Origin of the sequence: Brevibacterium sp. 91QC2O2 (assembly GCF_024580695.1) — a bacterium.
GTDB classification, from domain to species: Bacteria; Actinomycetota; Actinomycetes; order Actinomycetales; family Brevibacteriaceae; genus Brevibacterium; species Brevibacterium moorei.
In genome coordinates this window covers 22,416-46,590 of sequence record NZ_JANIJY010000023.1, presented here as the reverse complement: position 1 = coordinate 46,590, position 24,175 = coordinate 22,416, and the positions used below count along the sequence as shown (strand labels likewise).

Here is a 24,175-nt window from a genome sequence, read left to right as displayed (position 1 = left end):
GCCGCCGGCTCAGGCCAGCCTCAACCTCGGCCACACCACAAGCAAGAACCACACCAGTCCCAGCGTCGTCGAACTCGTCGGCGCCTAGCCCACCCATTACCGGTTCACACCAGATTGACAACCAGCGATTGGGCGGTTTGAACGGCCCAATCTGAAACAGACCGCCCAAACTTCGCCGCGCGCCCAGCGTCTCCGGGCCCCGCACTCAGCGCCCACACGCTCCGGACGCGCAGAAGGGGCCGGCCCACCTTGCGGTGGACCGGCCCCTTCTCTGCGAAGCTGGGGTGAAGCTACGTCAAGACTGAGCCCGACGCAGGCCTCAGATCAGCGTCACTTGGCCTCTTCGGCTGCCTCGGTGGCTTCGGCCTGGGCCTCGTCCTCCTGGGCACCGGACTCGACGTCGGCTTCCACGGCGGGGGCTTCGGCAGCTGCATCGGCGACTGCTTCGGCTTCCTTCACGGTGGCCTGCTTGGGCGAGTAGGGCTCCAGCACCAGTTCGATCACGGCCATGGGCGCGTTGTCACCCTTGCGGGGACCGATCTTCGTGATGCGGGTGTAGCCACCCGGACGTTCGGCAACGGCCGGAGCGATCGAGGTGAAGAGCTCGTGCACGATGCTCTTGTCCGTGATCGACTTCAGCACGCGGCGGCGCGCGGCCAGGTCGCCCTGCTTGGCGAAGGTCACCAGGCGTTCGGCCACCGGACGCAGGCGCTTGGCCTTGGTCACCGTGGTCTTGATGGACTTGTTTTCAAAGAGCTGGGCTGCCAGGTTGTTGAGCATCGCCCGCTCGTGCGCCGGGGATCCGCCGAGGCGGGGACCCTTGGTAGGCGTAGGCATGGGTAAATCTCCTTGGAATTCTTAGAACTGCTCGTCTTCGACGAACGCGTCGTCGTCTGCGGGGGCGTCTTCACCGAAGCCGGCGGGGCTGTCCTTGAGGCTGAGGTTGAGCTCGGCGAGCTTCTCCTTGACCTCGTCGATGGACTTCGAACCGAAGTTGCGGATGTCCATGAGGTCCGCCTCTGACCGGGCGACGAGTTCGCCGACCGTGTGGATGCCCTCGCGCTTCAGGCAGTTGTAGGACCGGACCGTCAGGTCCAGATCCTCGATGGCCAGCGCCAGGTCCGCAGCCATGGCTGCGTCCACCGGCGACGGGCCGATCTCAATGCCCTCCGCTTCGACGTTCAGTTCCCGGGCGAGCCCGAAGAGTTCGACCAGCGTCTTGCCCGCGGACGCCAGGGCGTCGCGCGGAACGATGGACGGCTTGGTCTCAACGTCGACGATGAGACGATCGAAGTCGGTCCGCTGTTCGACGCGGGTCGCCTCGACCTTGTAAGTCACCTTCATAACCGGCGAGTAGATGGAGTCGACCGGGATCCGGCCGATCTCCGCATCGGGGTTCTTGTTCTGCGCCGAGGACACATAACCGCGACCGCGTTCGATCGTCAGTTCCATGTCCAGCGAAGCGGACTCGTTCAGCGTTGCGATGAACAGATCCGGGTTGTGGATCTCAACGCCACCGGGAGCCGAGATATCGGCAGCCGTGACGATGCCGGGGCCCTGCTTGCGCAGGTAAGCCACGACGGGCTCATCGAATTCCGAAGACACGACAAGGGACTTGAGGTTAAGAAGGAATTCGGTGACGTCTTCCTTCACACCGGGCACGGTGGTGAACTCGTGCAGAACACCGTCGACGCGGACACTGGTGACAGCTGCACCAGGAATCGACGACAGCAGAGTGCGACGCAGCGAGTTGCCGAGGGTGTAGCCGAAGCCCGGTTCCAGCGGTTCGATGACGAAACGGGAACGGTATTCGGAGACGACCTCTTCCGTGAGCGTGGGGCGCTGTGCAATGAGCACGTGGGCTTCCTTTCAGCGAGCATCCGCTATATGACGCTCGCAATGCCAGAGAGTGAGAACTCTAAACGCTTGCGGTGATTAGTGCTGGGGCGTTCTCAGCCGCGGCGACGCTTCGGGGGACGGCAACCGTTGTGCGGCACCGGGGTGACGTCCTGGATCGTGCCCAGTTCCAGGCCGGTAGCCTGCAGCGAGCGGATCGCGGTCTCACGGCCCGAACCCGGGCCCTTGACGAAGACGTCGACCTTCTTCAGGCCGTGTTCCTGCGCGCGGCGGGCAGCGGATTCCGCGGCCATCTGAGCGGCATAGGGGGTCGACTTGCGCGAACCCTTGAAGCCGACCTCGCCGGACGAGGCCCAGGAGATGACGGCACCGGTCGAGTCGGTGATCGACACGATGGTGTTGTTGAAGGTGGACTTGATGTGAGCCTGGCCGTTGACTACGTTCTTCCGGTCCTTGCGGCGAGGCTTACGCGCAGCAGCGGCAGCGCGAGACTTGGGAGGCATGTGTGATTCTCCTGATCGAACCTGAGGGTTTACTTCTTCTTACCGGCGACGGTGCGCTTCGGACCCTTGCGGGTACGGGCGTTCGTCTTGGTACGCTGGCCGCGGACGGGCAGGCCACGACGGTGGCGCAGGCCCTGGTAGCTGCCGATTTCGATCTTGCGGCGAATGTCGGCTGCGACCTCGCGGCGGAGGTCACCTTCAACCTTGAACGTGCCCTCGATGTAGTCGCGCAGACGCACGAGCTCATCGTCGGTCAGGTCCTTCACACGGGTGTCGGGGCTGACACCGGTCTCCGTCAGGGTCTGGCTCGCACGAGTGCGGCCCACACCGAAAATGTATGTCAGGGCGATTTCCACGCGCTTCTCACGCGGGAGATCGACTCCGGCAAGACGTGCCATTATTTCTCCAGTTGTTTGTATCGAAGGTGCTTACTCAGGCCTGTCCGGTCCGGAGCGCAGCCCGTGTGGGCCCGTCTTCCGGCCTGGTCCCCGGCCTTCGAACCGGGGGTGTCGTCCCGTGCAATTCGTCCATGCATCCCGGGGCGAAGGCCCTGGGGTGCTCTGGAAGGTTGTGCGCGGGGGTCGAGACCTGCTTGGGTGTGGTCTCACCGTCTCCCTGCCGCTCGCCCCACCACCGGTTATCGGCGGCCGAGGTCACTGTGGGTCGGGTGCGAACCGTCTGATCTGCGAAAGCTTGGGTCCGGAGGTCCGGACTCAGCCCTGACGCTGCTTGTGGCGCGGGTTCGTGCAGATCACCATGACGCGCGAGTTGCGGCGGATGACCTTGCAGTTGTCGCAGATCCTCTTGACGCTAGGCTTTACCTTCATAGCTGTTCCTTTGTTCCACGCTCAAATCCCCACTGGCTGCAAGCCCGCGGGGATCGGACGCGAAATTGTCGAAAAGATCTTTTACTTGTACCGGTAGACGATACGTCCGCGCGACAGGTCGTAGGGAGACAGCTCCACCACGACACGGTCTTCGGGAAGGATGCGGATGTAATGCTGGCGCATCTTTCCGGAGATGTGCGCGAGCACCAGGTGGCCGTTGCTCAGCTCGACCCGGAACGATGCGTTCGGGAGAGCTTCGACGACGGTGCCCTCGATCTCAATGACCCCTTCTTTTTTGGCCATATCGACTGGTTACCCCATTTTCTCGCAGACCTACTGCGTTTGGATCGCGTCGCGGGCGATCACCCGCCCGCTTCTACCGTGGTCTGCGCACCCATCGCCCCGGCGAACCAAAGGCATGACGAAGTCCACAGACCAAAACACCACTGTACACGCCCCTTCCCCCCGATGACAAGAGCGCCCGGCCCCTATCGCCTATGGTGTGCACCACGTATAGACCGGAGGGGCCGGGCCGAAGAGCCACGGGCGATTAGAGCGGGACCGGGGTGATGCCGTAGGGCGCCAGCCCCGCGAGACCCCCGTCCTCCTCCGTGAGCACCCAGATGCCACCGGCATGACGGGCCACGGTGTTCTCCCAGTGGCTGGCGCGCTTGCCGTCGACGGTCTTGACCGTCCAGTCGTCTTCGAGCGTCACCGTTTCGATGCCGCCGGCGGTGAGCATGGGCTCCACGCACAACACCATGCCGGTCTTCACCCGTGGGCCCTGGTTCGAGGCCGCGAAGTTCAGCACCTCGGGTTCCATGTGCATGGCGGTGCCGATCCCATGACCGGTGAACTCCTCCACCAGGCCCAGATCGGGGACGTTCTCCGTGGCATAGGCATCGATCGCATTGCCGATGTCGCCGACCCGCTGGGCCGTGGCGAAAGCGGCGATACCCGCCCACATCGCGGCCTCGGTCGCATCGGAGAGTCGCTGATCAGCCGGGTCGGCGTGCTGCGGCCCGCCCACGATCATCGTGAAGGCGGAGTCCCCGTGCCAACCGTCGACGATCGCCCCACCGTCGATCGACACCAGGTCGCCGTCGGCCAGCACGTAATCGTCTGGGATGCCGTGGACCACGGTGTCGTTGACGGAGATGCACACGGTCGCGGGATAGCCGTAGTAACCCAGGAAGTTCGGCGTCGCACCCGCGTCCGCGATCGCCTTGGCCGCGGCCGCGTCCACATCCCTCGTCGTATTGCCGGCCACACAAACGGCGCGGGCCGCCTCGAGGGCGGCCCGCGTCACCAGACCCGCGCGACGCATCGCGCGGATCTGATCGTCCGTTTTCAGCTGGACGTGTGATCCGAACATCAGGCCTGCAGAGCCTTCAGCAGACGATCCGTGACCTCGTCGATCTCGCCCAGTCCGTCGACCTGCTTAAGCAGGCCGCGGTCGGCGTAGATCGTCGTCAGCGGCTGCGTTTCGGCCGCGTAGACGTCCAGCCGGTGCCGGATGACGTCCTCGGTATCGTCGGAGCGACCCTGGATCTGCGCGCGGGCCAGCAGCCGCCCGACCACCTCGTCGGTGTCCGCGGTGAGTTCGACGACCGCGTCCAACGCGACGTCAGCCGCAGCCAGCATCTTGTCGAGTTCGTCGACCTGGGCCGCAGTGCGCGGGTACCCGTCGAGCAGGAAGCCGCTCTTCGCGTCGTCCTGGCCCAGCCGGTCGGCGACCATCTTGTTGGTCACCTCGTCCGGGACGTATTCACCTGCGTCCATATAGCGCTTGGCCAGCTTGCCCAGCTCGGTTTCGCCTTTGACATTGGCACGGAAGATGTCACCGGTGGAGATCGCCGGGATGTGCAGGGCCTCCTGCAGCCGAGCGGCCTGGGTGCCCTTGCCGGCCCCGGGCGGGCCGATCAGGATGATGCGCATGGTGTGTCCCTCCTTGAGGATCGGGGATTGTGTGGAAAACCAGAAGGGCGCGGCGACCAGGAGGGCCGCCGCGCCTGCGGGCTACTTCAGCAGGCCCTCGTAGTGGCGCTGTTGCAGCTGCGAATCGATCTGCTTGACCGTCTCCAGGCCGACGCCCACCACGATCAGCAGCGAGGTACCGCCGAACGGGAAGTTCTGATTCGCGTCGATCAGGATGAAGGCGATCAGTGGCAGTGCCGCGACGAAGGCCAGGTAGATGGACCCTGGGAAGGTGATCCGGTTGAGCACGAAGCTCAAGTACCTGGCGGTGGGATTGCCGGCGCGGATGCCTGGAACGAAGCCACCGTACTTCTTCATATTGTCCGCGACTTCCTCCGGGTTGAAGGAGATCGCCACGTAGAAGAACGCGAAGAAGACGATGAGCACCAGGTAGATCGTGATGTACAGCGGGTGATCGCCCTTTGTCAGGTACGTCTGGATCCACTGCACCCAGCCGGACTGGGGGTCGCCGAACTGTGCGATCAGGCTGGGCAGGTACAGGATCGAGCTGGCGAAGATGACCGGGATGACACCGGCCTGGTTGACCTTGATCGGGATGTAGGTCGAGGTGCCGCCGAACATCCGGCGGCCCACCATGCGCTTGGCGTATTGGACGGGGATTCGGCGCTGGGACTGTTCGACGAAGACCACCAGGGCGACCACTGCCAGGCCCACGATCACGACGATCGCGAAGACGTCGATGCCCTTGGACTGCAGGATCGAGCCGAAGGCGGACGGGAAGCCCGCTGCGACCGAGGTGAAGATCATCAGCGACATGCCGTTGCCGATGCCGCGTTCGGTGATCTGCTCGCCCATCCACATGATCAGGGCCGTGCCGGCCGTCAGGGTCAGGATGATGACGACGATGTTCCACCACTGATCGTCGGGGATCAGGTTGTCGCAGCCGGCCTGGTTGCCGAACAGCGCGCCGGTGCGCACCGTGGTCACCAGGGTGGTGGCGTTGAGGATCGCCAGGCCGATCGTCATGTACCGGGTGTACTGGGTCAGTTTGCCCTGCCCGGAAGCGCCCTCTTTGTGCAGGGCCTCGAACCGGGGGATCACCACGCGCAGCAGCTGGGTGATGATGCTGGCGGTGATATAGGGCATGATGCCCAGGGCGAAGATCGACAGCTGCAGTAGCGCGCCGCCACTGAACAGGTTGATCATCGCGAACGCGCCTGTCTCCGCGGAGGCGATGCAGGCCTTGACGGCCTCGTAGTCGACTCCGGGTGCAGGGATGAAGCACCCCACGCGGTACAGAACGATTACACCGAGGGTGAAGAGGAGTTTGTTCCTCAGATCGGGCGTCTTGAATGCCCGCCCAATTGCGCCGAGCAAGCGTCCTCCAAACTTTGGTCGACGTCAGTGCGCCGATGGTGGTGTCCGCGCCACACCCCTGCTTGGGCGCGCGACACGGTGAAACATGAATGCCAGGTTGAACCCTACCAGCTTTAAGGCATGCCTTATGAACCGGGCCGGTTCGCTGAGACAGGGCCGCGGGCCCCAGCGGGGCGCGAGCCCTGAATGCACGCGGGGGAGGATACCGAATCCGGTATCCTCCCCCGCGTCACTTACGCTGAGAGCACGAGCCCGCGGCTCGGTGAGTCGCAGGTGATGCGTCTCACGCGGCCGTGGTCGATCCGCCCGCGGCGTTGATCTTCTCAACGGCGCTGGCCGAGAACTTCGTGGCCGTGACATCCAGCTTGACGGTGATCTCACCGTCGCCCAGGACCTTCACCGGCTGGTTGGGGCGCACAGCGCCCTTGGCAACCAGGTCGGCGATCGTCACGGTGCCGCCCTCGGGGAACAGGGTGGAGAGCTTGTCCAGGTTCACGACCTGGAAGACCACCTTGTTCGGGTTCTTGAAGCCACGCAGCTTCGGCAGACGCATGTGCAGCGGCGTCTGGCCACCTTCGAAGCCGTGGGGCACCTGGTAACGGGCCTTCGTGCCCTTGGTGCCGCGACCGGCCGTCTTACCCTTCGAGCCCTCACCGCGACCCACGCGGGTCTTGGCCTTGTTCGAGCCCGGGGCGGGACGAAGGTTGTGGAGCTTAAGAGCGCGTTCTTCCGCCATGATCAGTCCACCTCTTCCGTCTTGACCAGGTGGCGAACGACGTTCAGCAGTCCGCGGACCGAGGGCGAATCCTCACGCACAACCGAGGCGTGCGGGTGATTCAGGCCCAGGGTCTTCAGGGTTTCGCGCTGGTTGCGCTTGCCACCGATACCCGACTTGATCTGAGTAATCTTGAGCTTTGCCATCAGGCCTTCGCCCCCGTTTCAGCAGCCGCACGCAGCAGAGCGTGCGGAGCGACCTCGTCCACGGGCAGGCCACGGCGAGCCGCGACCTCTTCGGGACGCTCGAGGCCCTTGAGGGCCGCGATGGTCGCGTGCACGATGTTGATCGCGTTCGACGAACCGAGCGACTTCGACAGGATGTCGGAGATGCCGGCGCAGTCGAGGACGGCGCGCACCGGACCACCGGCGATAACACCGGTACCGGGAGCGGCCGGACGCAGCAGCACGACGCCGGCAGCGGCCTCGCCCTGCACGGGGTGCGGGATCGTCTTGCGGACGCGGGGGACGCGGAAGAAGTTCTTCTTCGCCTCCTCGACGCCCTTGGCGATGGCCGCGGGAACTTCCTTGGCCTTGCCGTAACCGACGCCGACCATGCCCTCACCGTCGCCCACGACGACCAGAGCCGTGAAGGAGAACCGACGTCCGCCCTTGACGACCTTGGACACGCGGTTGATGGTCACAACGTGTTCGATGAACTGGTTGCGGTCGTCGCGGTCACCACGGTTGCCGCGACCACGGCCACCGTCGTTGCCGCGGCCACGGCCGCGGCCCTGACCCTTGCGGTCTTCGTTCTTCGCAGCGGAATCGTTGTTCTGCTGCTGGGTTTCTTCAGCGCTCACAGGGACAGCCCTCCTTCACGAGCTCCTTCGGCGACGGCCTGCACACGGCCGTGGTAGGCGTTTCCACCGCGGTCGAAGACCACGGCTTCCACGCCGGCGGCCTTGGCCCGTTCGGCGACGCGGGCGCCGACCTGACGTGCCTTGGCGGTCTTATCGCCGTCGAACGTCCGCATGTCGGCTTCCATCGTCGAGGCCGAGGCAACGGTGTTGCCCACGGTGTCGTCGATGACCTGGACGAAGACGTGACGCGAAGAGCGGGTGACGACCAGACGCGGACGTGCCGGCGTACCGGAGATGTGCTTGCGCAGGCGTGCATGACGGCGCGCACGAGCGGCCGCCTTGCCCTTGCCGTAGCGCTTCTTGATACCAAAGGCCATGGTTACTTACCAGCCTTTCCAACCTTGCGGCGTACAACTTCGCCGGCATAACGCACACCCTTGCCCTTGTAGGGTTCGGGCTTGCGCAGCTTCCGGATGTTTGCTGCGACCTCGCCGACCTGCTGCTTATCAGCGCCGGAGACGGTGACCTTGGTCTGGCCGTCAACGCTCAACGTGATGCCTGCCGGCGGTTCCACGGTGATCGAGTGGCTGTAACCCAGGGCGAATTCGAGGTTCGCACCCTTCGCCTGCACGCGGTAACCGGTGCCGACGATTTCGAGCTTCTTCTCGTAGCCCTCCGTCACGCCGATGATGGCGTTCTGGATGAGCGTACGGGTCAGGCCGTGCAGCGAACGCGATTCGCGCTCGTCGTTCGGGCGCGACACGGTGATGATGTTGTCGTCGATCGACACGGTGATCGGGTCGGCGACCCGAACGTGCAGTTCGGCCTTCGCGCCCTTCACATCGACCTGCGAGCCGTTGAGCTTGACCTCAACGCCGGCCGGGATGGAGATCGGCTGCTTGCCAATACGTGACATTGTGCTTTCCCCTTCCTTTACCAGACGTAGGCGAGGACTTCCCCACCCACGCCCTTCTTGGCCGCTTGCTTGTCGGTCAGCAGACCGGAGGACGTCGACAGGATCGCGATGCCCAGGCCGCCCAGGACCTTCGGGAGGTTCGTGGACTTCGCGTAAACGCGCAGACCGGGCTTCGAGACGCGCTTGAGGCCGGCGATCGAACGTTCGCGGTTGGGGCCGAACTTCAGATCGAGCGACAGGGTCTTGCCGACCTCGGCCTCTGCGACGCTGTAGTCGGAGATGTAACCCTCCGCCTTGAGGATTTCAGCGATGTTCACCTTCAGCTTGGAAGAAGGCATGCTGACATCCTCGTGGTACGCCGAATTGGCGTTGCGCAGACGCGTAAGCATGTCTGCGACGGGATCAGTCATAGTCATTGGGCTGATGCCCTTCCTCGTTGTGGTTTCCTCCGACGGCGTCGGCGGACCTGCAACGTAGTGGTCAGTTGGTCTTGAACGGGAAGCCCAGGTGGCGCAGCAGCGCCCGGCCCTCGTCGTCGGTCTTCGCCGTGGTCACCACGGTGATGTCCATGCCGCGCACGCGATCGATCGAATCCTGATCGATTTCGTGGAACATCGACTGTTCGCTCAGACCGAACGTGTAGTTGCCGTTACCGTCGAACTGCTGGTCCGACAGGCCGCGGAAGTCGCGGATACGGGGCAGCGCCAGGCTGACCACGCGGTCCAGGAACTCCCACATGCGGGCGTTGCGCATCGTGACGTGCGCGCCGATGGCCTGGCCCTCACGCAGCTTGAACTGCGCGATGGACTTCTTGGCCCGGGTGACGACCGGCTTCTGACCCGTGATCAGGGTCAGGTCGCGGATCGCGCCCTCGATCAGCTTCGAATCACGTGCGGCTTCGCCGACGCCCATGTTCACGACGACCTTGACAAGGCCGGGAACCTGCATCGGGTTGGCGTAGTTGAACTCATCCTGCAGCTTCGCGACGATATCGTCGCGGTAGACCTGCTTGAGGCGGGGCTGCGGACGGGAAACGGTCTCAGTCATCAGATCTCCTCCCCGGTGCGGCGCGAGATGCGAACGCGCACGGTCTTCTGCTTACCGTCGCGGTCGACGACCTCTTCGCGGTAGCCCACGCGGGTCGGCTTCTTGTCCTTGGGATCGACGAGCATGACGTTCGACGCGTGGATCGGGGCCTCGACGACCTCGATGCCGCCGGCCGTCGCACCCGAGGCCGTCTGCTGCGGCTTCTTGTGCTTGGTCACGCGGTTGATGCCCTCGACGAGGACGCGGTTGCGCTCCGGGAACACGGCCAGGACCTTGCCCTGCTTGCCGCGATCGCCACCGCGCGACTGGCGCGCGCCGGAGATGACCTGAACCAGGTCACCCTTCTTGATGTGCATTTTCACCTTATTGGCTGCCATTCTCACAACACCTCCGGTGCGAGCGAGACGATACGCATGAACTTCTTGTCACGGAGTTCACGGCCGACCGGCCCGAAGATGCGGGTACCACGGGGTTCGCCGTCGGCCTTGAGGATGACGGCTGCGTTCTCGTCGAATGCGATGTAGGAACCGTCCTTGCGGCGGGTTTCCTTCTTCGTCCGGACGATGACGGCCTTGACCACATCGCCCTTCTTGACGTTACCGCCCGGGATGGCGTCCTTGACGGTGGCGACGATGGTGTCGCCGATGCCGGCCGAGTTACGGCCGGAACCGCCCAGAACCCGAATGGTAAGGATTTCCTTAGCCCCGGTGTTGTCAGCGACTTTGAGTCGCGACTCCTGCTGGATCACTAGTTTTCTCCTGTCGTCGCGCTGGTTCTCATGTGCATGAGCCTTGCGGAACGGTTATTGACACAAAAATGCCCCAACCCCCGGGTCCCGGTAGCCGCCGCGGAAGAGGCGGGACCGGGAGGGACCCCGGGGGATGCAACCTTTTTAGTTTACTTGGCGCGCTCGACGATTTCCAGCAGACGGAACCGCTTGGTTGCCGAAAGCGGGCGGGTTTCCGTCACAGTGACGAGATCGCCGATGCCGGCATCGTTGTTCTCGTCGTGCACCTTGTACTTCGTGGTCGTACGCATGACCTTGCCGTACAGGTGGTGCTTCTTGCGGTCCTCGACCTCGACGACGATGGTCTTGTCCATCTTGTCGGAGACGACGTAACCGCGCATCACCTTGCGGCTGTTGCGCACGGGTGCGGTGGTCTCTTCAGCCATCACTTACCCTCTTCCTTGGCATCGGCCGGGTTGGGACGGATCGACAGTTCGCGTTCGCGCAGAACCGTGTAGATCCGGGCGATGTCGCGGCGCACGGCCTTGAGGCGACCGTTGTTCTCCAGCTGGCCGGTGGCCGACTGGAAACGCAGGTTGAACAGCTCGGCCTTGGCCTTCTTCAGCTCTTCGTTCAGACGAGCGTTGTCGTAGCCGTCGAGCACGTCCATGGACAGGTCCTTCGAACCTACTGCCATTGTCACTCACCACCTTCACGGGACACGATGCGGGCTTTCAGCGGAAGCTTGTGGACCGCCAGGCGCAGGGCCTCGCGGGCGACTTCCTCGGACACACCGGCGAGTTCGAACAGAACCCGGCCCGGCTTGACGTTCGCGACCCACCATTCGGGCGAACCCTTACCGGAACCCATGCGGGTTTCGGCGGGGCGCTTGGTCAGCGGGCGGTCCGGGTAGATGTTGATCCAGACCTTGCCGCCACGCTTGATGTGGCGGGTCATCGCGATACGGGCTGCCTCGATCTGACGGTTCGTCACATAGGCGCCCTCAAGGGCCTGGATACCCCAGTCACCGAAGGTGACCTCGGTACCACCCTTGGCAACGCCACCGCGCTTGGGGTGGTGCTGCTTGCGGTACTTCACACGACGCGGGATGAGCACGTGTCAGCCCTCCGATCCGGCCGCGGCAGGAGCCTCGGCGCTCTGTTCGGTCTTCTTCGCTGCGGGCGCGCCCTGGTGTCCGCGACCGCGGCCACCACGGCCACGCCCACGGCCGGCACCGCGGGGTCCGCGGTTCGGAGCGGCTGCCTCGGCGGCGGCCAGTTCCTTGTCGGTCAGGTCGCCCTTGTAGATCCACACCTTCACGCCGATCCGGCCGAAGGTTGTGTGGGCCTCGTAGAAGCCGTAGTCGATGTTCGCACGCAGGGTGTGCAGCGGCACGCGACCCTCGCGGTAGAACTCGGAACGGCTCATTTCGGCTCCACCCAGACGGCCGGAGCACTGCACGCGGATGCCCTTGGCGCCGGCCCGCTGAGCGGACTGGATGGCCTTGCGCATCGCGCGGCGGAAGGCCACACGGCTGGCGAGCTGTTCGGCAACGCCCTGGGCGACCAGCTGAGCATCGATCTCGGGGTTCTTGACCTCGAGGATGTTCAGCTGGATCTGCTTGCCCGTGAGCTTCTCGAGCTGACCGCGCAGGCGGTCGGCTTCCGTGCCACGACGGCCGATCACAATGCCCGGACGGGCGGTGTGGATGTCGACGCGGACGCGGTCGCGGGTGCGTTCGATGTTGACGCGGGACAGGCCCGCGCGCTCGAGGTTCTGCGTCAGCATCTTGCGGATCTTGGCGTCTTCACCGACGTAGTCGGCGTAGCGCTGACCCGGCTTGTTCGAGTCCGCGAACCACTTCGACTTGTGGTCGGTGGTGATACCGAGGCGGAACCCGTTCGGATTGATCTTCTGACCCATCAGGCCTCACCCTTCTCTTCCGCGCCATCGGACAGAACCACGGTGATGTGGCTCGTGCGCTTGTTGATGCGGAAGGCGCGGCCCTGGGCGCGCGGCTGGAACCGCTTCATGGTGGGTCCCTCGTCGACGAAGATCTCCGAGATGACCAGATTGTTCTCATCGAAGGCGGTACCGAGCTTGTCGGCCTGCTGACGCGCGTTGGCGATGCCGGACGCGACCAGCTTGCGGACGGGCTCGGAGGCCCCCTGCTCTGCAAATTTCAGGACCGCCAGAGCTTCGGTTGCCTGCTGACCACGAACGAGGTCAACGACACGCCGAGCCTTCTGGGGCGTAACACGCACGAAGCGTGCCTTTGCCTTGGCTTCCATCGTTTCCTACTTTCTAATCGATGACCGTTGGAACGTCACCGCGTCAGCGGCGGCGGCCCTTCCGGTCGTCCTTTTCGTGGCCGCGGAACGTCCGCGTCTGAGCGAATTCGCCGAGCTTGTGCCCGACCATCGATTCGGTGATGAACACCGGGACGTGCTTGCGCCCATCGTGCACGGCGATCGTGTGACCCAGGAAATCCGGGACGATCATCGAGCGACGGGACCAAGTCTTGATGACATTCTTGGTGCCCTTTTCGTTCTGAGCAGCAACCTTCTTGTAGAGGTGCTCATCAACGAAGGGGCCCTTCTTCAGGCTACGAGGCATGTTTGAGGCTCCCTATCAACGCTTCTTGCCGGTGCGACGACGACGCACAATGAGCTTGTCGCTTTCCTTGTTGGGCTTGCGGGTACGGCCTTCCGGCTTGCCCCACGGGCTGACCGGGTGGCGACCACCCGAGGTCCGGCCCTCGCCGCCACCGTGCGGGTGGTCGATCGGGTTCATGACCACACCACGGACGGTCGGGCGCTTGCCCTTCCAGCGCATGCGGCCGGCCTTGCCCCAGTTGATGTTCGACTGTTCGGCGTTGCCCACTTCGCCCACGGTCGCGCGGCAGCGCGCGTCGACGTTGCGGATTTCACCGGACGGCATGCGCAGCTGCGCATACTTGCCGAACTTGGCGACCAGCTGCACGGATGCACCGGCCGAACGACCGATCTTGGCGCCGCCGCCGGGACGCAGTTCGACTGCGTGGATGACGGTACCGACCGGGATGTTGCGCAGCGGCAGGTTGTTACCGGGCTTGATGTCCGCTTCCGGACCGGCCTCGACGGTGTCACCCTGCGCCAGCTTGTTCGGCGCGATGATGTAGCGCTTGGCGCCATCGGCGTAGTGCAGCAGCGCGATACGAGCCGTGCGATTCGGGTCGTACTCGATGTGAGCGACCTTTGCCGGCACGCCGTCCTTGTCGTGACGACGGAAGTCGATCACGCGGTACTGGCGCTTGTGTCCACCGCCCTGGTGACGGACGGTGACACGGCCCTGCGAGTTACGTCCACCCTTTTTCGGGAGGGGACGGAGAAGCGACTTTTCCGGCGTGGAACGAGTCACTTCGGCAAAGTCGGCGACCGACGAGCCACGGCGGCCCGGTGTCGTCGGCTTGTGCTTACGGATTCCCATGTTTAATCCTTCTTCAACGAGGAGGTTCGCTTAGAGCGATCCACCGAAGATGTCGATCGAACCGTCCTTGAGGGCGACGATGGCACGCTTGGTGTCCTTGCGCTTGCCCCAACCCGTCCGGGTGCGGCGGCGCTTGCCCTGACGATTCAGGGTGTTCACCGAGCTGACCTTCACACCGAAGATCGATTCGATTGCGTACTTGATTTCCGGCTTGGTCGCGGCCTGGTCGACGACGAAGGTGTACTTGCCCTCGTCCATCCCGGCGTAGGACTTTTCCGAAACGACCGGTGCGACGATGATGTCGCGGGGGTCCTTCACACGTACGGAGCTCACTTGGCGGCCTCCTCGCTCTTGGCGTTGTCAGCCTTGGCGCCCTGGTTGAACGCCAGGAATGCGTTGAACGCACCTTCCGTGAACACGATGTCATCGGCCATCAGCACGTCGTACGTGTTGAGCTGGTCGAAGGACAGGACGTGAACGTCGGAGAGGTTACGGGCGCTCAGCTGCGTCAGTTCATCGGAACGCTCGACCACGACGAGCTTGTTCTTGCGGTCCGACAGACGCTCGAGGGCGACGCGTGCCTGCTTGGTCGAGGGCTTGTCGCCCTCCACCAGGCCGGTCACGACGAACACCTGGTCGAGGCGTGCGCGGTCCGACAGGGCACCGCGCAGTGCGGCGGCCTTCATCTTCTTGGGGGTCCGCTGCGAGTAGTCGCGCGGCACCGGCCCGTGGACGATGCCACCGCCGGCGTACTGCGGCGCACGGATCGAACCCTGACGGGCGTTACCGGTGCCCTTCTGCTTGTACGGCTTCTTGCCACCGCCGCGCACTTCCGAGCGCGTCTTGGCCTTGTGCGTGCCCTGGCGCGCTGCAGCGAGCTGGGCGACGACGACCTGGTGGATCAGCGGCACATTGGTCGCCACACCGAACACGGCATCAGGCAGCTCGACGGAACCGGACTTCTTGCCGGCCAGGTCGAGCACGTCGATGTTCTTGGTCTCAGTCATGTAACTCAGGCCTCCTTCGCAGCAGTGCGGATGAGGACAACGCCCTTCTTGGGGCCGGGGACGGCACCCTTGACGAGCAGCAGGTTGTTCTCAACGTCCACCGCGTGAATCGTGAGGTTCTGGGTGGTGTGACGGGCATTGCCCATGCGACCGGCCATCCGCATACCCTTGAACACACGGCTGGGCGTCGAAGCGCCGCCGATCGAACCGGGCTTGCGGTGGTTGCGGTGGGCACCGTGGGATGCGCCCACACCCTTGAAACCGTGGCGCTTCATAACGCCCGCGGTTCCCTTACCCTTGGTCTTCGCGGTCGCATCGACCTTCACGCCGGCTTCGAAGGTCTCCACGGAGAGCTCCTGACCCAGCGAGTATTCGGCGGCGTCGGCCGTGCGCAGTTCCACGAGGTGACGGCGCGGGGCGACCCCGGCCTTCTCGAAGTGACCGGCGGTCGGCTTGTTGACCTTGCGCGGATCGATCTCCCCGAAGCCGATCTGCACGGCGGTGTAGCCGTCGACGTCTTCGTTGCGGACCTGCGTGACAACGTTGCCGCCGGCCTGGATGACCGTCACGGGAACGAGATTAGCGTTCTCATCCCACACCTGGGTCATGCCGAGCTTGATGCCCAGCAGGCCCTTGACGTTGCGGGTGGTGGGGAGAGGCTTGGAACGAGTGTTCACCATTACTGCTTCCCCCTCAGAGCTTGATCTCGATGTTGACATCGTCGGCCAGGTCGAGGCGCATGAGCGAGTCAACGGCCTTCGGCGTAGGGTCGACAATGTCGATCAGACGCTTGTGCGTGCGCATTTCGAAATGCTCACGGCTGTCCTTGTACTTGTGCGGCGACCGGATAACGCAGTACACGTTCTTCTCGGTCGGCAACGGCACGGGGCCCACAACCGTAGCGCCAGCGCGGGTGACGGTGTCCACGATTTTACGTGCAGCACTGTCGATAACCGCGTGGTCGTACGACTTGAGCCGGATGCGGATCTTCTGTCCCGCCATGGCGTCGTAACTCCATCTTTAGTTCTTCCCGGCCATCAACCGCGGTCCTGTTCGGATCACGCGGTCTGTGCCGGCTGAATTGACCGACCCCCGCGGTCGGGCGTGTCGCCTGCCCTACCGGGTGAAAACACGCATAACTCAATCTGTGTTGTCCGGTACAGGCGAACCCGCTATTGCAGATTCCTTCCGGACTGTTCTGGGCCGTTCGCGACACGAATGCCGCAGTGCAGGGGTCTGGGGCCCAAAACGCAACTCGTCTAGTATGGCACATCCGTTCAGGGGGCCACAAGCCGATCCTGAAAATCGGCTGTGGGATTCCCGTCACAGTACATGCAAGGGGCCCCGGAACCAATCGGTTCCGGGGCCCCTCGTGCCTACGGGGCCTCCCCCGCCGCAATCACCTGATGATCACTTGTTGATCTTGGTGACACGGCCGGCACCAACGGTGCGGCCGCCTTCGCGGATCGCGAAGCGCAGGCCCTCGTCCATGGCGACGGGCTGGATCAGCTCGACGGACATGTCCGTGTTGTCGCCCGGCATGACCATTTCGGTGCCTTCCGGCAGCGTGATGACGCCGGTGACGTCGGTCGTGCGGAAGTAGAACTGAGGGCGGTAGTTCGAGTAGAACGGGTTGTGACGCCCGCCCTCGTCCTTGGACAGGACGTAGACCTGGCCCTCGAACTGCGTGTGCGGGGTGATCGAACCCGGCTTCACGACGACCTGGCCGCGCTCGACCTCGTCGCGCTTCGTGCCGCGCAGCAGCAGGCCGACGTTTTCACCGGCGCGCGCATCGGGCAGCTGCTTGCGGAACATCTCGATACCCGTGACGGTGGTCTTCGAGGTTTCCGGCTTGATGCCGACGATCTCGACTTCCTCGTTGGGCAGCAGGATGCCGGTCTCCACACGACCGGTCACGACGGTGCCGCGGCCGGTGATGGTGAAGACGTCCTCGACGGGCATCAGGAAGGGCTTGTCGGTGTCGCGGACGGGCTCCGGGATGAAGTTGTCCACGGCTTCCATCAGGTCCTCGACCGACTTGACCCACTTGGGGTCGCCTTCCAGGGCCTTCAGAGCGGAGACGCGGACGATCGGGGACTCCGGATCGAATTCCTGCGACTCGAGCAGTTCCGAGACCTCCATCTCGACCAGGTCGAGGAGCTCTTCGTCATCGACCATGTCGGCCTTGTTCAGCGCGACGACGATGGCGGGAACGCCAACCTGGCGAGCCAGCAGGACGTGCTCGCGGGTCTGCGGCATCGGACCATCGGTGCCGGCGACGACCAGGATCGCACCGTCCATCTGGGCGGCGCCGGTGATCATGTTCTTGATGTAGTCGGCGTGACCGGGGGCGTCGATGTGAGCGTAGTGACGCTTCTCGGTCTGGTACTCAACGTGCGAGACGTTGATGGTAATGCCGCGCTCCTTTTCCTCAGGAGCGTTGTCGACCTGATCGAAGGCCTTGGCCTCGTTCAGATCCGGGTACTTGTCTGCCAGTACCTTGGTGATTGCCGCGGTCAGAGTCGTCTTACCGTGGTCAACGTGACCGATGGTACCGATGTTGACGTGCGGCTTGTTCCTATCAAAGGTAGCCTTTGCCACTGGGTTCCTCCTCGTGGATGGCACGGCCCGCTGGGTTGCGGGCCGCCACCGTGTTTCTTCTGTCGGTGCCGGCCGGAGGACCACTCCCCCGGCCGGCGAACGGGGAGATTACTCTCCGCCGCGGGTCTTCTGGATGATCTCGTCGGCAACTGCCTTCGGGACCTCGGAATAGCTCTGGAACTGCATCGAGTACACCGCACGGCCCTGGGTCTTCGACCGCAGGTCGCCGATGTAGCCGAACATCTCGGACAGCGGGACCAGTGCCTTGACGACCTTGACGCCGGAGGCGTCCTCCATCGACTGCACCTGGCCACGACGCGAGTTCAGGTCGCCGATGACGTCGCCCATGTACTCCTCGGGCGTACGCACCTCAACGTCCATCAGCGGTTCCAGCAGAACGGGGCTGGCCTTGCGCGCGGCTTCCTTGAAGACCATGGAGCCGGCGATCTTGAAGGCCATTTCGGACGAGTCGACGTCGTGGTAGGCACCGTCGACCAGCGTCGCCTTGACGCCGACCATCGGGTAACCGGCCAGGATACCGACCTGCATGGCATCCTGGATGCCCGCATCGACCGACGGGATGTACTCGCGCGGAACGCGGCCACCCGTGATCTGGTTGTCGAACTCGTAGATCGTATCGCCTTCGACCTCGAGGGGCTCGATGGTGACCTGGACCTTCGCGAACTGACCCGAACCGCCGGTCTGCTTCTTGTGGGTGTAGTCCTGCTTCTCGACCTTCCGGCGAATGGTTTCGCGGTAGGCGACCTGCGGCTTGCCCACATTGGCGTCGACCTTGAACTCGCGGCGCATGCGGTCCACCAGGATGTCCAGGTGGAGCTCGCCCATGCCGGAGATGACGGTCTGGCCGGTTTCGGCGTCCAACTCGACCTTGTAGGTCGGGTCTTCCTTCACGAACTTCTGGATGGCCGCGGAGAGCTTCTCCTGGTCGCCCTTGGTCTTGGGCTCGATGGCCACGGAGATCACGGGCTCGGGGAAGGTCATCGACTCCAGCGAGATCGGGTTCGACGCGTCGCACAGCGTATCGCCGGTCGTCGTGTCCTTGAGCCCGATGAAGGCGTAGATGTGGCCTGCAACGGCCTCTTCCACCGGGTTCTCCTTGTTGGAGTGCATCTGGAAGAGCTTGCCGATGCGCTCCTTCTTGCCGGAGGTCGCGTTGAGGACCTGCTCGCCCGGCTTGACCTCACCCGAGTACACGCGGACATAGGTCAGCGTGCCGAAGAACGGGTGCGTGGCGACCTTGAAGGCCAGAGCCGAGAAGGGCTCGGAGGTCGAGGGCTCGCGGGTCAGCTCGGCTTCTTCGTCCTTCGGGTCGTGACCGACGACCGCGCCCACGTCGAGCGGGGTCGGCAGGTAGTCGATGACCGCGTCGAGCATGGGCTGAACGCCCTTGTTCTTGTACGCGGAACCGGCGAAGACCGGGTAGGCCTCCGAGTTCACGGTCAGGTGGCGAATGCCGGACTTGAGCTGCTCGAGCGTCAGGTCGTCGTTCTCCAGGTAGGCTTCCATGAGCTCATCGGAGGCTTCGGCGACGTCTTCGACGAGCTTCGTACGGTATTCCTCGACCTTGTCCGCGATGTCCTCGGGGATCGGCACCTCGATCTCCAGCTGGCCGCGGGTTTCATCGCCCTTCTTGGCGTGGAACTCGTCGTGATCCTCCGGGAAGACCTCGGGCCATTCGTATGCCTTCATCTCGACCAGGTCGACGACGCCGCGGAAGTCGTTCTCCGCGCCGATCGGCACCTGCATCACCAGCGGCTTCGCGCCCAGGCGATCGACGATCGTCTGCACGGTGAAGAAGAAGTCCGCGCCCAGCTTGTCCATCTTGTTGACGAAGCAGATGCGGGGGACATCGTACTTGTCGGCCTGGCGCCAGACGGTCTCCGACTGGGGCTCCACGCCCTCCTTGCCGTCGAACACGGCGACAGCACCGTCGAGCACACGCAGCGAACGCTCCACCTCAACGGTGAAGTCGACGTGCCCGGGGGTGTCGATGATGTTGATCTGGTTGTCTTTCCAGTAGCAGGTCGTCGCGGCCGACGTGATCGTGATACCGCGCTCTGCTTCCTGTTCCATCCAGTCCATCGTCGAAGCGCCATCGTGCGTTTCGCCGATCTTGTAGTTCACACCGGTGTAGAACAGGATTCGTTCCGTCGTGGTGGTCTTACCGGCATCGATGTGGGCCATGATGCCGATATTGCGGACCTTGTTGAGGTCCTTGAGCACTGCAAGTGCCACGGTGTCTCTCTCTCGTGTCTAGAGCTTCTGGCCCCGGCGGGCCTGCGGGCCCGCAGGCCCGCCGGGTATAACCGAGGATTACCAGCGGTAGTGTGCGAAGGCCTTGTTCGACTCGGCCATCTTGTGCGTATCCTCACGGCGCTTGACAGCGGCACCGAGGCCGTTCGACGCGTCGAGAATCTCGTTCATCAGGCGTTCGGTCATGGTCTTCTCGCGGCGCTGCCGGGAGAAGCCGACCAGCCAGCGCAGGGCCAACGTGGTGGCGCGGCCCGGCTTGACGTCGACGGGGACCTGGTAGGTCGCGCCGCCGACGCGGCGGGACTTGACTTCGAGGGCCGGACGGATGTTGTCCAGGGCCTTCTTCAGCTGCTGTACCGGATCGTTGTTGCTCTTCTCGCGCACGCCTTCGAGTGCACCGTAGACGATGCGTTCGGCGGTGGAGCGCTTGCCGTCGAGCAGGACCTTGTTGATCAGCTGCGTGACGATCGGCGAGTTGTAGACCGGGTCGATGACGACCGGGCGCTTGGGTGCGGGTCCCTTACGAGGCATTACTTCTTCTCCCTCTTGGCTCCGTAGCGGCTGCGGGCCTGCTGGCGGCCCTTGACGCCCTGCGTATCGAGGGTGCCGCGGATGATCTTGTAGCGGACGCCGGGGAGGTCCTTCACACGGCCACCGCGCACGAGCACGATGGAGTGCTCCTGCAGGTTGTGGCCTTCACCCGGAATGTACGCCGTGACCTCGATCTGCGAGGACAGCTTGACACGAGCGACCTTGCGCAGTGCCGAGTTCGGCTTCTTCGGGGTGGTGGTGTAAACGCGGGTGCAGACACCGCGGCGCTGCGGGCTGCCCTTCAGGGCAGGCGTCGCGTTCTTCGCGGCCTTGTCGTGCCGGCCCTTACGGACCAGCTGCTGAATGGTAGGCACTTAAGTGTTCTCCAGTTGCTTCTCGATATTCCTAAGTCCTCACCGCGGTAACAGGCGGAGCCCGCCGACCGTTGGTGCGAACATGTCCCATGCGATCGGGTGAAGCTGCCTGCCCGATCGCAGTAAGTACGCGGTCCCTGTGCACCCGAGGTCGGGTGTGTCGGGCGGATATAACACCGCGAATTCCAACACCGGGGACCACATCGTTCGCATGCGAGCACGCGAACATGGCTGATCGAAATCAGTCCTTTCCAGAGTAGACCGCCCGCGCCCCGGCGGTCAAACGATTGGCAGAGGGCAATCTTGTGGAAGTCGTCACAGTACGGGCGCGCCGGTACACCTGCTCGGGTGTACCGGCGCGCGGTCGTCTCCCCAGTCCCTCAAACGGCCCAGCTCGCAGCATCGGCGAGGTTGCCTCCGACCTTTCGGACAGTGGCCACCGTGGCGTTCTGCACCCTGTTCGAATGGTCATTCAGGTGGTGCTGGGCGCCCTGACCGTCCCGGCCACCTGGACCGCCCTGACCACCGGGGCCGCCCATCTGGCTCGAACCGCCGGAGGACGAGCCCGCTGCGACCGCGCCCACGGCTCCGCCGGCCACTCCCCCGACCAGCAGCAGGCCGACGCCCGCCGCGATCGCCGGGGTCAGGCCGATCGTGCGCTTGGGTTCGCCCACCCCGGGCCGGGCTGCGTACTGATCCTGCGGGTTCTCGTTCTGGTTGGTGCTCATCACCGTTCCTCCTCCGATCCGGCAAGCGCCGGTTTCGACCTGTTGGAATCAGCTTCGTCACCGGCCCTGGACCGTGCTTATGTCGTCTCTATGCCAAAGCTGTGAAAAGCCGCGCGCCGCCGGCAGCTCGACGGTAAAGATCGAGCCGGCCGGGCTCGAGGCCACCGAGACGTCTCCACCCATGGCACGGGCCAGCGAGCGCACGATCGCCAGCCCCAGCCCGGAGGACCCTCCCTGCACCTGGGCCTCGTTCGACCTGGCGCGCTGCTGGTCCCCGCGGGCGAAGCGGTCGAAGATCTTCTCGCCCAGCTCCGGATCGATCCCGGGGCCGTCGTCGGCCACCCGTATCAGCGCACTTTCGCCCACCTTTTCGGCACTGACGGTGATGTGCGTGCCGCGCGGGGTGTGGACGCGGGCGTTGGTCAGCAGATTGGCCACGATCTGCGCGACTCGGGCCCGGTCGCCCAGGGCCTCGACCGGTTCGGGTGGCAGGTCGAGGGAGTGGTCGTGGTCAGCCGTCGTGGCATGGGCGTCCCCCACCATCTCGATCAGCAGTTCCGAAAGGTCCACGGTGGTGGTCTGCACCCGCTCGCGGCCCGCGTCCAGGCGTGCCAGCAGCAGTAGATCGTCGACCAGCCCGGACATCCGCACAGCTCCGGCGTCGATCCTCTCGAGCGCCTGGGCGACCTGTTCCGGAGACTGCGAGCGCAGTGGCTTGGTCAGGTCCGCATAGCCGCGGATCGTCGTCAGGGGCGTGCGCAGTTCGTGCGAGGCGTCGGCGACGAACCGGCGCATCTGCACCTCCGAGCGGTATCGGGCGGCCAGTGCCGCATCGACGTTTCCGAGCATTGCGTTCATCGCCGCGGCCACATCGCCCACCTCCGTGCCGTTCTTGACCAGCGCATCCGGGACCCGCACGTCCACCGCGGCCCCGCCCGGGTTGAGGTCCAGGCCCGCGGCCTCGCGCGCGGTCCGGGCCACCTGGCGCAGCGGCCGCAGCTGCCGGGAGATCACCAGGCCCGCGGCCAGGCCGGCGGCCACCAGGCCGATGCCCACCGCGCCCGCCGTCCACGCCCCTGTGGTGCGCAGGGCGGAGTCGACACCGTCCTGCGGAATCCCGTAGGTCACACGCAGGCCCTGCTGGTCGAAGGTCATCACGCGGTAACTGCCCAGGTTGGGCAGGGTGATGCTGCGCGGGGCCTCGTCTGCGTCCAGGCCGATCAGACTGCGCGCATCCGCTTCGTCCAGGGACTGCGGCGCCCCGTATTCCGCTCGGGTGATCGCACCGATCGCGGTGGACCCGTCGGTCACCAGCGCGATCGTCCGATCCCCCTGGCCCGGCATATCGAGGAAGCGCAGCCATCGGCGGTATTCGGCCGGCGCGCCGGTCTCGGCGCCCGTCGCGGCCCCGTCCGAGCGTGCGCCGCCCCCGGGGCCGTGCTGGGCGCTCTCTGCTGTGGTCCGCAACTGCTCGTCCAGATTGCCCATCAGCGAGGCCCGCACGGTCAGCACGGAGGCCAGTCCGATGCCCACGCCGATCACCACGAGCACGCTCAGGGTGGTCAGGATCAGCCTGGCCCGCAGGCTCGGGTGCATTCCCCGGTTCGGTGCCGGGGAGCCGGACTCCATCAGACCTCCCGCAGCATATAGCCGGCACCGCGCTTGGTCTGGATCATTGAGGGCTTATCGGGAACGACCGAGTCGATCTTCTTGCGCAGATAGGAGATGTAGAGCTCGACGATATTGCCGTTGCCGCCGAAGTCGTAGTCCCACACCCGGTCGAGGATCTGCGCCTTGGTCAACACCACATGCGGATTGCGCATGAACAACAACAGCACCTCGTATTCGCGCGCCGTCAGGTCGATCGGCGCACCGGCACGGCTGACCTCGTGGCTGGCCTCGTCGAGTCGCAGATCGCCCACGCTCAGCATCCCGGACTCATCCTCGGGCAGGGTCCCGGTCCGGCGCAGGCGGGCGGCAACACGTGCCATCACCTCTTCGAGGTTGAAGGGCTTGGTCACATAGTCGTCCCCGCCCAGTCGCAGACCGTTGAGGCGGTCGTCCACCGAATCCCTGGCCGACAGGAACACCACCGGGGTGTCGATGCCCTCGCCGCGCAGCTTCGCCAGGACCTCGAAACCGTCCAGGTCCGGCAGCATGACGTCCAGGATGATCGCGTCGAAGGGTTCCGTGCGGGCCAGCCGGACTGCCTCGCGCCCGGTCCCTGCGGTGGTGGGCTGCCAGCCCTGCACGGTGCAGGCCATGGCCAGCAGTTCGGCCAGGTTCGACTCGTCGTCGACGACCAGAATGCGCATCGGGGTGCCGTCTGTGTGTGCCATGTGCTGTGTTCCCATTCCGTTCACGGTCTCCATTATCGTTCGTCCGAGGCGCTGTGTGGGGCCCTCGTCCGGCCCGCCGCAGGC

Annotated in this window: 36 protein-coding genes; all 36 read right to left on the bottom strand. The window is 64.7% G+C overall.

The window, feature by feature from the left end; genetic code table 11:
- Positions 1–330: 330 nt before the first annotated feature.
- Positions 331–837, bottom strand: coding sequence for a 50S ribosomal protein L17 (rplQ, locus tag NQ036_RS13200; protein WP_257048581.1), 507 nt, complete (start codon positions 835–837; stop codon positions 331–333).
- A 21-nt stretch (positions 838–858) separates the two neighbouring features.
- On the bottom strand, positions 859–1,857 hold the full coding sequence (locus NQ036_RS13195) for a DNA-directed RNA polymerase subunit alpha (protein WP_257048580.1): 999 nt from the start codon (positions 1,855–1,857) through the stop codon (positions 859–861).
- Positions 1,858–1,952: 95 nt separating this feature from the next.
- The gene (gene rpsK / locus NQ036_RS13190) at positions 1,953–2,360 is read right to left on the bottom strand and encodes a 30S ribosomal protein S11 (protein WP_257059536.1); all 408 of its coding nucleotides are present in this window, start codon (positions 2,358–2,360) and stop codon (positions 1,953–1,955) included.
- A 29-nt stretch (positions 2,361–2,389) separates the two neighbouring features.
- Complete coding sequence (gene rpsM, locus NQ036_RS13185) at positions 2,390–2,758, bottom strand: 30S ribosomal protein S13 (protein ID WP_257048578.1); 369 nt, start codon at positions 2,756–2,758, stop codon at positions 2,390–2,392.
- A 315-nt stretch (positions 2,759–3,073) separates the two neighbouring features.
- Positions 3,074–3,187: a 50S ribosomal protein L36 gene (gene rpmJ, locus NQ036_RS13180; RefSeq protein WP_257048577.1), complete on the bottom strand. Its 114-nt coding sequence runs from the start codon at positions 3,185–3,187 to the stop codon at positions 3,074–3,076.
- An 81-nt stretch (positions 3,188–3,268) separates the two neighbouring features.
- The gene (infA, locus tag NQ036_RS13175; RefSeq protein ID WP_257048576.1) at positions 3,269–3,490 is read right to left on the bottom strand and encodes a translation initiation factor IF-1; all 222 of its coding nucleotides are present in this window, start codon (positions 3,488–3,490) and stop codon (positions 3,269–3,271) included.
- 247 nt (positions 3,491–3,737) lie between these two features.
- Positions 3,738–4,562 carry a type I methionyl aminopeptidase gene (gene map / locus NQ036_RS13170; RefSeq protein WP_257059535.1) on the bottom strand — a complete coding sequence of 275 codons (825 nt, stop codon included), beginning with the start codon at positions 4,560–4,562 and terminating at the stop codon, positions 3,738–3,740.
- Positions 4,562–5,125 (bottom strand): adenylate kinase, encoded by a 564-nt coding sequence (locus tag NQ036_RS13165; RefSeq protein ID WP_257048573.1) that lies wholly within the window; start codon positions 5,123–5,125, stop codon positions 4,562–4,564. The genes map and NQ036_RS13165 overlap by 1 nt, the downstream gene beginning before the upstream one ends.
- An 81-nt stretch (positions 5,126–5,206) precedes the next feature.
- Positions 5,207–6,502, bottom strand: a complete 1,296-nt coding sequence (secY, locus tag NQ036_RS13160) for a preprotein translocase subunit SecY (protein WP_257048572.1) — start codon at positions 6,500–6,502, stop codon at positions 5,207–5,209.
- A 283-nt stretch (positions 6,503–6,785) separates the two neighbouring features.
- Positions 6,786–7,238 (bottom strand): 50S ribosomal protein L15, encoded by a 453-nt coding sequence (rplO, locus tag NQ036_RS13155; RefSeq protein WP_257048571.1) that lies wholly within the window; start codon positions 7,236–7,238, stop codon positions 6,786–6,788.
- A gap of 2 nt (positions 7,239–7,240) precedes the next feature.
- A complete protein-coding gene (rpmD, locus tag NQ036_RS13150) occupies positions 7,241–7,423 on the bottom strand; it encodes a 50S ribosomal protein L30 (RefSeq protein WP_257048570.1) in 183 nt (60 codons plus the stop codon).
- Positions 7,423–8,079, bottom strand: a complete 657-nt coding sequence (gene rpsE, locus NQ036_RS13145; protein ID WP_257048569.1) for a 30S ribosomal protein S5 — start codon at positions 8,077–8,079, stop codon at positions 7,423–7,425. The genes rpmD and rpsE overlap by 1 nt, the downstream gene beginning before the upstream one ends.
- Entirely contained in the window at positions 8,076–8,456 is a 381-nt protein-coding gene (rplR, locus tag NQ036_RS13140; RefSeq protein ID WP_257048568.1) for a 50S ribosomal protein L18, read from the bottom strand. Before rplR ends, rpsE begins: the two co-directional genes overlap by 4 nt.
- A gap of 2 nt (positions 8,457–8,458) precedes the next feature.
- On the bottom strand, positions 8,459–8,995 hold the full coding sequence (gene rplF / locus NQ036_RS13135) for a 50S ribosomal protein L6 (RefSeq protein WP_257059533.1): 537 nt from the start codon (positions 8,993–8,995) through the stop codon (positions 8,459–8,461).
- A 17-nt stretch (positions 8,996–9,012) separates the two neighbouring features.
- On the bottom strand, positions 9,013–9,411 hold the full coding sequence (rpsH, locus tag NQ036_RS13130) for a 30S ribosomal protein S8 (protein ID WP_257059531.1): 399 nt from the start codon (positions 9,409–9,411) through the stop codon (positions 9,013–9,015).
- Between the two features lie 64 nt (positions 9,412–9,475).
- Positions 9,476–10,042, bottom strand: coding sequence for a 50S ribosomal protein L5 (rplE, locus tag NQ036_RS13125; protein WP_257048564.1), 567 nt, complete (start codon positions 10,040–10,042; stop codon positions 9,476–9,478).
- Positions 10,042–10,419, bottom strand: a complete 378-nt coding sequence (gene rplX / locus NQ036_RS13120) for a 50S ribosomal protein L24 (RefSeq protein WP_257048563.1) — start codon at positions 10,417–10,419, stop codon at positions 10,042–10,044. The genes rplE and rplX overlap by 1 nt, the downstream gene beginning before the upstream one ends.
- Before the next feature lie 2 nt (positions 10,420–10,421).
- Positions 10,422–10,790 (bottom strand): 50S ribosomal protein L14, encoded by a 369-nt coding sequence (gene rplN / locus NQ036_RS13115; RefSeq protein WP_257048561.1) that lies wholly within the window; start codon positions 10,788–10,790, stop codon positions 10,422–10,424.
- A 149-nt stretch (positions 10,791–10,939) separates the two neighbouring features.
- Positions 10,940–11,215 (bottom strand): 30S ribosomal protein S17, encoded by a 276-nt coding sequence (gene rpsQ, locus NQ036_RS13110; protein WP_257048560.1) that lies wholly within the window; start codon positions 11,213–11,215, stop codon positions 10,940–10,942.
- Positions 11,215–11,466, bottom strand: a complete 252-nt coding sequence (gene rpmC / locus NQ036_RS13105) for a 50S ribosomal protein L29 (RefSeq protein ID WP_306427979.1) — start codon at positions 11,464–11,466, stop codon at positions 11,215–11,217. The genes rpsQ and rpmC overlap by 1 nt, the downstream gene beginning before the upstream one ends.
- A 2-nt stretch (positions 11,467–11,468) precedes the next feature.
- A complete protein-coding gene (gene rplP / locus NQ036_RS13100; RefSeq protein ID WP_257048559.1) occupies positions 11,469–11,885 on the bottom strand; it encodes a 50S ribosomal protein L16 in 417 nt (138 codons plus the stop codon).
- Positions 11,886–11,888: 3 nt separating this feature from the next.
- Complete coding sequence (rpsC, locus tag NQ036_RS13095) at positions 11,889–12,692, bottom strand: 30S ribosomal protein S3 (RefSeq protein WP_257048558.1); 804 nt, start codon at positions 12,690–12,692, stop codon at positions 11,889–11,891.
- Entirely contained in the window at positions 12,692–13,060 is a 369-nt protein-coding gene (gene rplV / locus NQ036_RS13090) for a 50S ribosomal protein L22 (protein WP_257048556.1), read from the bottom strand. Before rplV ends, rpsC begins: the two co-directional genes overlap by 1 nt.
- A 43-nt stretch (positions 13,061–13,103) precedes the next feature.
- Positions 13,104–13,385, bottom strand: coding sequence for a 30S ribosomal protein S19 (gene rpsS / locus NQ036_RS13085; protein ID WP_257048555.1), 282 nt, complete (start codon positions 13,383–13,385; stop codon positions 13,104–13,106).
- 15 nt (positions 13,386–13,400) lie between these two features.
- Positions 13,401–14,237 (bottom strand): 50S ribosomal protein L2, encoded by an 837-nt coding sequence (gene rplB, locus NQ036_RS13080; protein ID WP_257048554.1) that lies wholly within the window; start codon positions 14,235–14,237, stop codon positions 13,401–13,403.
- 30 nt (positions 14,238–14,267) lie between these two features.
- Entirely contained in the window at positions 14,268–14,570 is a 303-nt protein-coding gene (gene rplW, locus NQ036_RS13075) for a 50S ribosomal protein L23 (protein WP_257048553.1), read from the bottom strand.
- A complete protein-coding gene (gene rplD / locus NQ036_RS13070; RefSeq protein WP_257048552.1) occupies positions 14,567–15,244 on the bottom strand; it encodes a 50S ribosomal protein L4 in 678 nt (225 codons plus the stop codon). Before rplD ends, rplW begins: the two co-directional genes overlap by 4 nt.
- Positions 15,245–15,249: 5 nt before the next feature.
- Positions 15,250–15,924: a 50S ribosomal protein L3 gene (rplC, locus tag NQ036_RS13065; RefSeq protein WP_257048550.1), complete on the bottom strand. Its 675-nt coding sequence runs from the start codon at positions 15,922–15,924 to the stop codon at positions 15,250–15,252.
- A gap of 13 nt (positions 15,925–15,937) precedes the next feature.
- Positions 15,938–16,246: a 30S ribosomal protein S10 gene (gene rpsJ / locus NQ036_RS13060; RefSeq protein ID WP_009379191.1), complete on the bottom strand. Its 309-nt coding sequence runs from the start codon at positions 16,244–16,246 to the stop codon at positions 15,938–15,940.
- A 408-nt stretch (positions 16,247–16,654) separates the two neighbouring features.
- Positions 16,655–17,845, bottom strand: a complete 1,191-nt coding sequence (gene tuf / locus NQ036_RS13055) for an elongation factor Tu (RefSeq protein WP_257048548.1) — start codon at positions 17,843–17,845, stop codon at positions 16,655–16,657.
- Positions 17,846–17,953: 108 nt separating this feature from the next.
- Positions 17,954–20,101 carry an elongation factor G gene (fusA, locus tag NQ036_RS13050; protein ID WP_257059529.1) on the bottom strand — a complete coding sequence of 716 codons (2,148 nt, stop codon included), beginning with the start codon at positions 20,099–20,101 and terminating at the stop codon, positions 17,954–17,956.
- Positions 20,102–20,179: 78 nt separating this feature from the next.
- On the bottom strand, positions 20,180–20,650 hold the full coding sequence (gene rpsG / locus NQ036_RS13045; RefSeq protein WP_257048546.1) for a 30S ribosomal protein S7: 471 nt from the start codon (positions 20,648–20,650) through the stop codon (positions 20,180–20,182).
- Positions 20,650–21,024 (bottom strand): 30S ribosomal protein S12, encoded by a 375-nt coding sequence (gene rpsL, locus NQ036_RS13040; RefSeq protein WP_257048545.1) that lies wholly within the window; start codon positions 21,022–21,024, stop codon positions 20,650–20,652. The genes rpsG and rpsL overlap by 1 nt, the downstream gene beginning before the upstream one ends.
- Positions 21,025–21,404: 380 nt before the next feature.
- A complete protein-coding gene (locus tag NQ036_RS13035; RefSeq protein WP_257059526.1) occupies positions 21,405–21,752 on the bottom strand; it encodes a hypothetical protein in 348 nt (115 codons plus the stop codon).
- A 57-nt stretch (positions 21,753–21,809) separates the two neighbouring features.
- The gene (locus NQ036_RS13030; protein WP_257059524.1) at positions 21,810–23,381 is read right to left on the bottom strand and encodes a HAMP domain-containing sensor histidine kinase; all 1,572 of its coding nucleotides are present in this window, start codon (positions 23,379–23,381) and stop codon (positions 21,810–21,812) included.
- On the bottom strand, positions 23,381–24,091 hold the full coding sequence (locus NQ036_RS13025; protein WP_257059522.1) for a response regulator transcription factor: 711 nt from the start codon (positions 24,089–24,091) through the stop codon (positions 23,381–23,383). Before NQ036_RS13025 ends, NQ036_RS13030 begins: the two co-directional genes overlap by 1 nt.
- Positions 24,092–24,175 lie beyond the last annotated feature (84 nt).

Bases quoted from the DNA above. Each gene is read 5' to 3' on its own strand.
- rplQ (WP_257048581.1), bottom strand. From the start codon at position 837: ATGCCTACGCCTACCAAGGGTCCCCGCCTCGGCGGATCCCCGGCGCAC.
- rpsK (WP_257059536.1), bottom strand. From the start codon at position 2,360: ATGCCTCCCAAGTCTCGCGCTGCCGCTGCTGCGCGTAAGCCTCGCCGC.
- rpsM (WP_257048578.1), bottom strand. From the start codon at position 2,758: ATGGCACGTCTTGCCGGAGTCGATCTCCCGCGTGAGAAGCGCGTGGAA.
- rpmJ (WP_257048577.1), bottom strand. From the start codon at position 3,187: ATGAAGGTAAAGCCTAGCGTCAAGAGGATCTGCGACAACTGCAAGGTC.
- infA (WP_257048576.1), bottom strand. From the start codon at position 3,490: ATGGCCAAAAAAGAAGGGGTCATTGAGATCGAGGGCACCGTCGTCGAA.
- map (WP_257059535.1), bottom strand. From the start codon at position 4,562: ATGTTCGGATCACACGTCCAGCTGAAAACGGACGATCAGATCCGCGCG.
- NQ036_RS13165 (WP_257048573.1), bottom strand. From the start codon at position 5,125: ATGCGCATCATCCTGATCGGCCCGCCCGGGGCCGGCAAGGGCACCCAG.
- rplO (WP_257048571.1), bottom strand. From the start codon at position 7,238: ATGGCGGAAGAACGCGCTCTTAAGCTCCACAACCTTCGTCCCGCCCCG.
- rpmD (WP_257048570.1), bottom strand. From the start codon at position 7,423: ATGGCAAAGCTCAAGATTACTCAGATCAAGTCGGGTATCGGTGGCAAG.
- rplR (WP_257048568.1), bottom strand. From the start codon at position 8,456: ATGGCCTTTGGTATCAAGAAGCGCTACGGCAAGGGCAAGGCGGCCGCT.
- rplF (WP_257059533.1), bottom strand. From the start codon at position 8,995: ATGTCACGTATTGGCAAGCAGCCGATCTCCATCCCGGCCGGCGTTGAG.
- rpsH (WP_257059531.1), bottom strand. From the start codon at position 9,411: ATGACTATGACTGATCCCGTCGCAGACATGCTTACGCGTCTGCGCAAC.
- rplE (WP_257048564.1), bottom strand. From the start codon at position 10,042: ATGACTGAGACCGTTTCCCGTCCGCAGCCCCGCCTCAAGCAGGTCTAC.
- rplX (WP_257048563.1), bottom strand. From the start codon at position 10,419: ATGGCAGCCAATAAGGTGAAAATGCACATCAAGAAGGGTGACCTGGTT.
- rpsQ (WP_257048560.1), bottom strand. From the start codon at position 11,215: ATGGCTGAAGAGACCACCGCACCCGTGCGCAACAGCCGCAAGGTGATG.
- rpmC (WP_306427979.1), bottom strand. From the start codon at position 11,466: ATGGCAGTAGGTTCGAAGGACCTGTCCATGGACGTGCTCGACGGCTAC.
- rpsC (WP_257048558.1), bottom strand. From the start codon at position 12,692: ATGGGTCAGAAGATCAATCCGAACGGGTTCCGCCTCGGTATCACCACC.
- rplV (WP_257048556.1), bottom strand. From the start codon at position 13,060: ATGGAAGCCAAGGCAAAGGCACGCTTCGTGCGTGTTACGCCCCAGAAG.
- rpsS (WP_257048555.1), bottom strand. From the start codon at position 13,385: ATGCCTCGTAGCCTGAAGAAGGGCCCCTTCGTTGATGAGCACCTCTAC.
- rplB (WP_257048554.1), bottom strand. From the start codon at position 14,237: ATGGGAATCCGTAAGCACAAGCCGACGACACCGGGCCGCCGTGGCTCG.
- rplD (WP_257048552.1), bottom strand. From the start codon at position 15,244: ATGACTGAGACCAAGAACATCGACGTGCTCGACCTGGCCGGCAAGAAG.
- rplC (WP_257048550.1), bottom strand. From the start codon at position 15,924: ATGGTGAACACTCGTTCCAAGCCTCTCCCCACCACCCGCAACGTCAAG.
- rpsJ (WP_009379191.1), bottom strand. From the start codon at position 16,246: ATGGCGGGACAGAAGATCCGCATCCGGCTCAAGTCGTACGACCACGCG.
- rpsG (WP_257048546.1), bottom strand. From the start codon at position 20,650: ATGCCTCGTAAGGGACCCGCACCCAAGCGCCCGGTCGTCATCGACCCG.
- NQ036_RS13035 (WP_257059526.1), bottom strand. From the start codon at position 21,752: ATGAGCACCAACCAGAACGAGAACCCGCAGGATCAGTACGCAGCCCGG.
- NQ036_RS13030 (WP_257059524.1), bottom strand. From the start codon at position 23,381: ATGGAGTCCGGCTCCCCGGCACCGAACCGGGGAATGCACCCGAGCCTG.
- NQ036_RS13025 (WP_257059522.1), bottom strand. From the start codon at position 24,091: ATGGCACACACAGACGGCACCCCGATGCGCATTCTGGTCGTCGACGAC.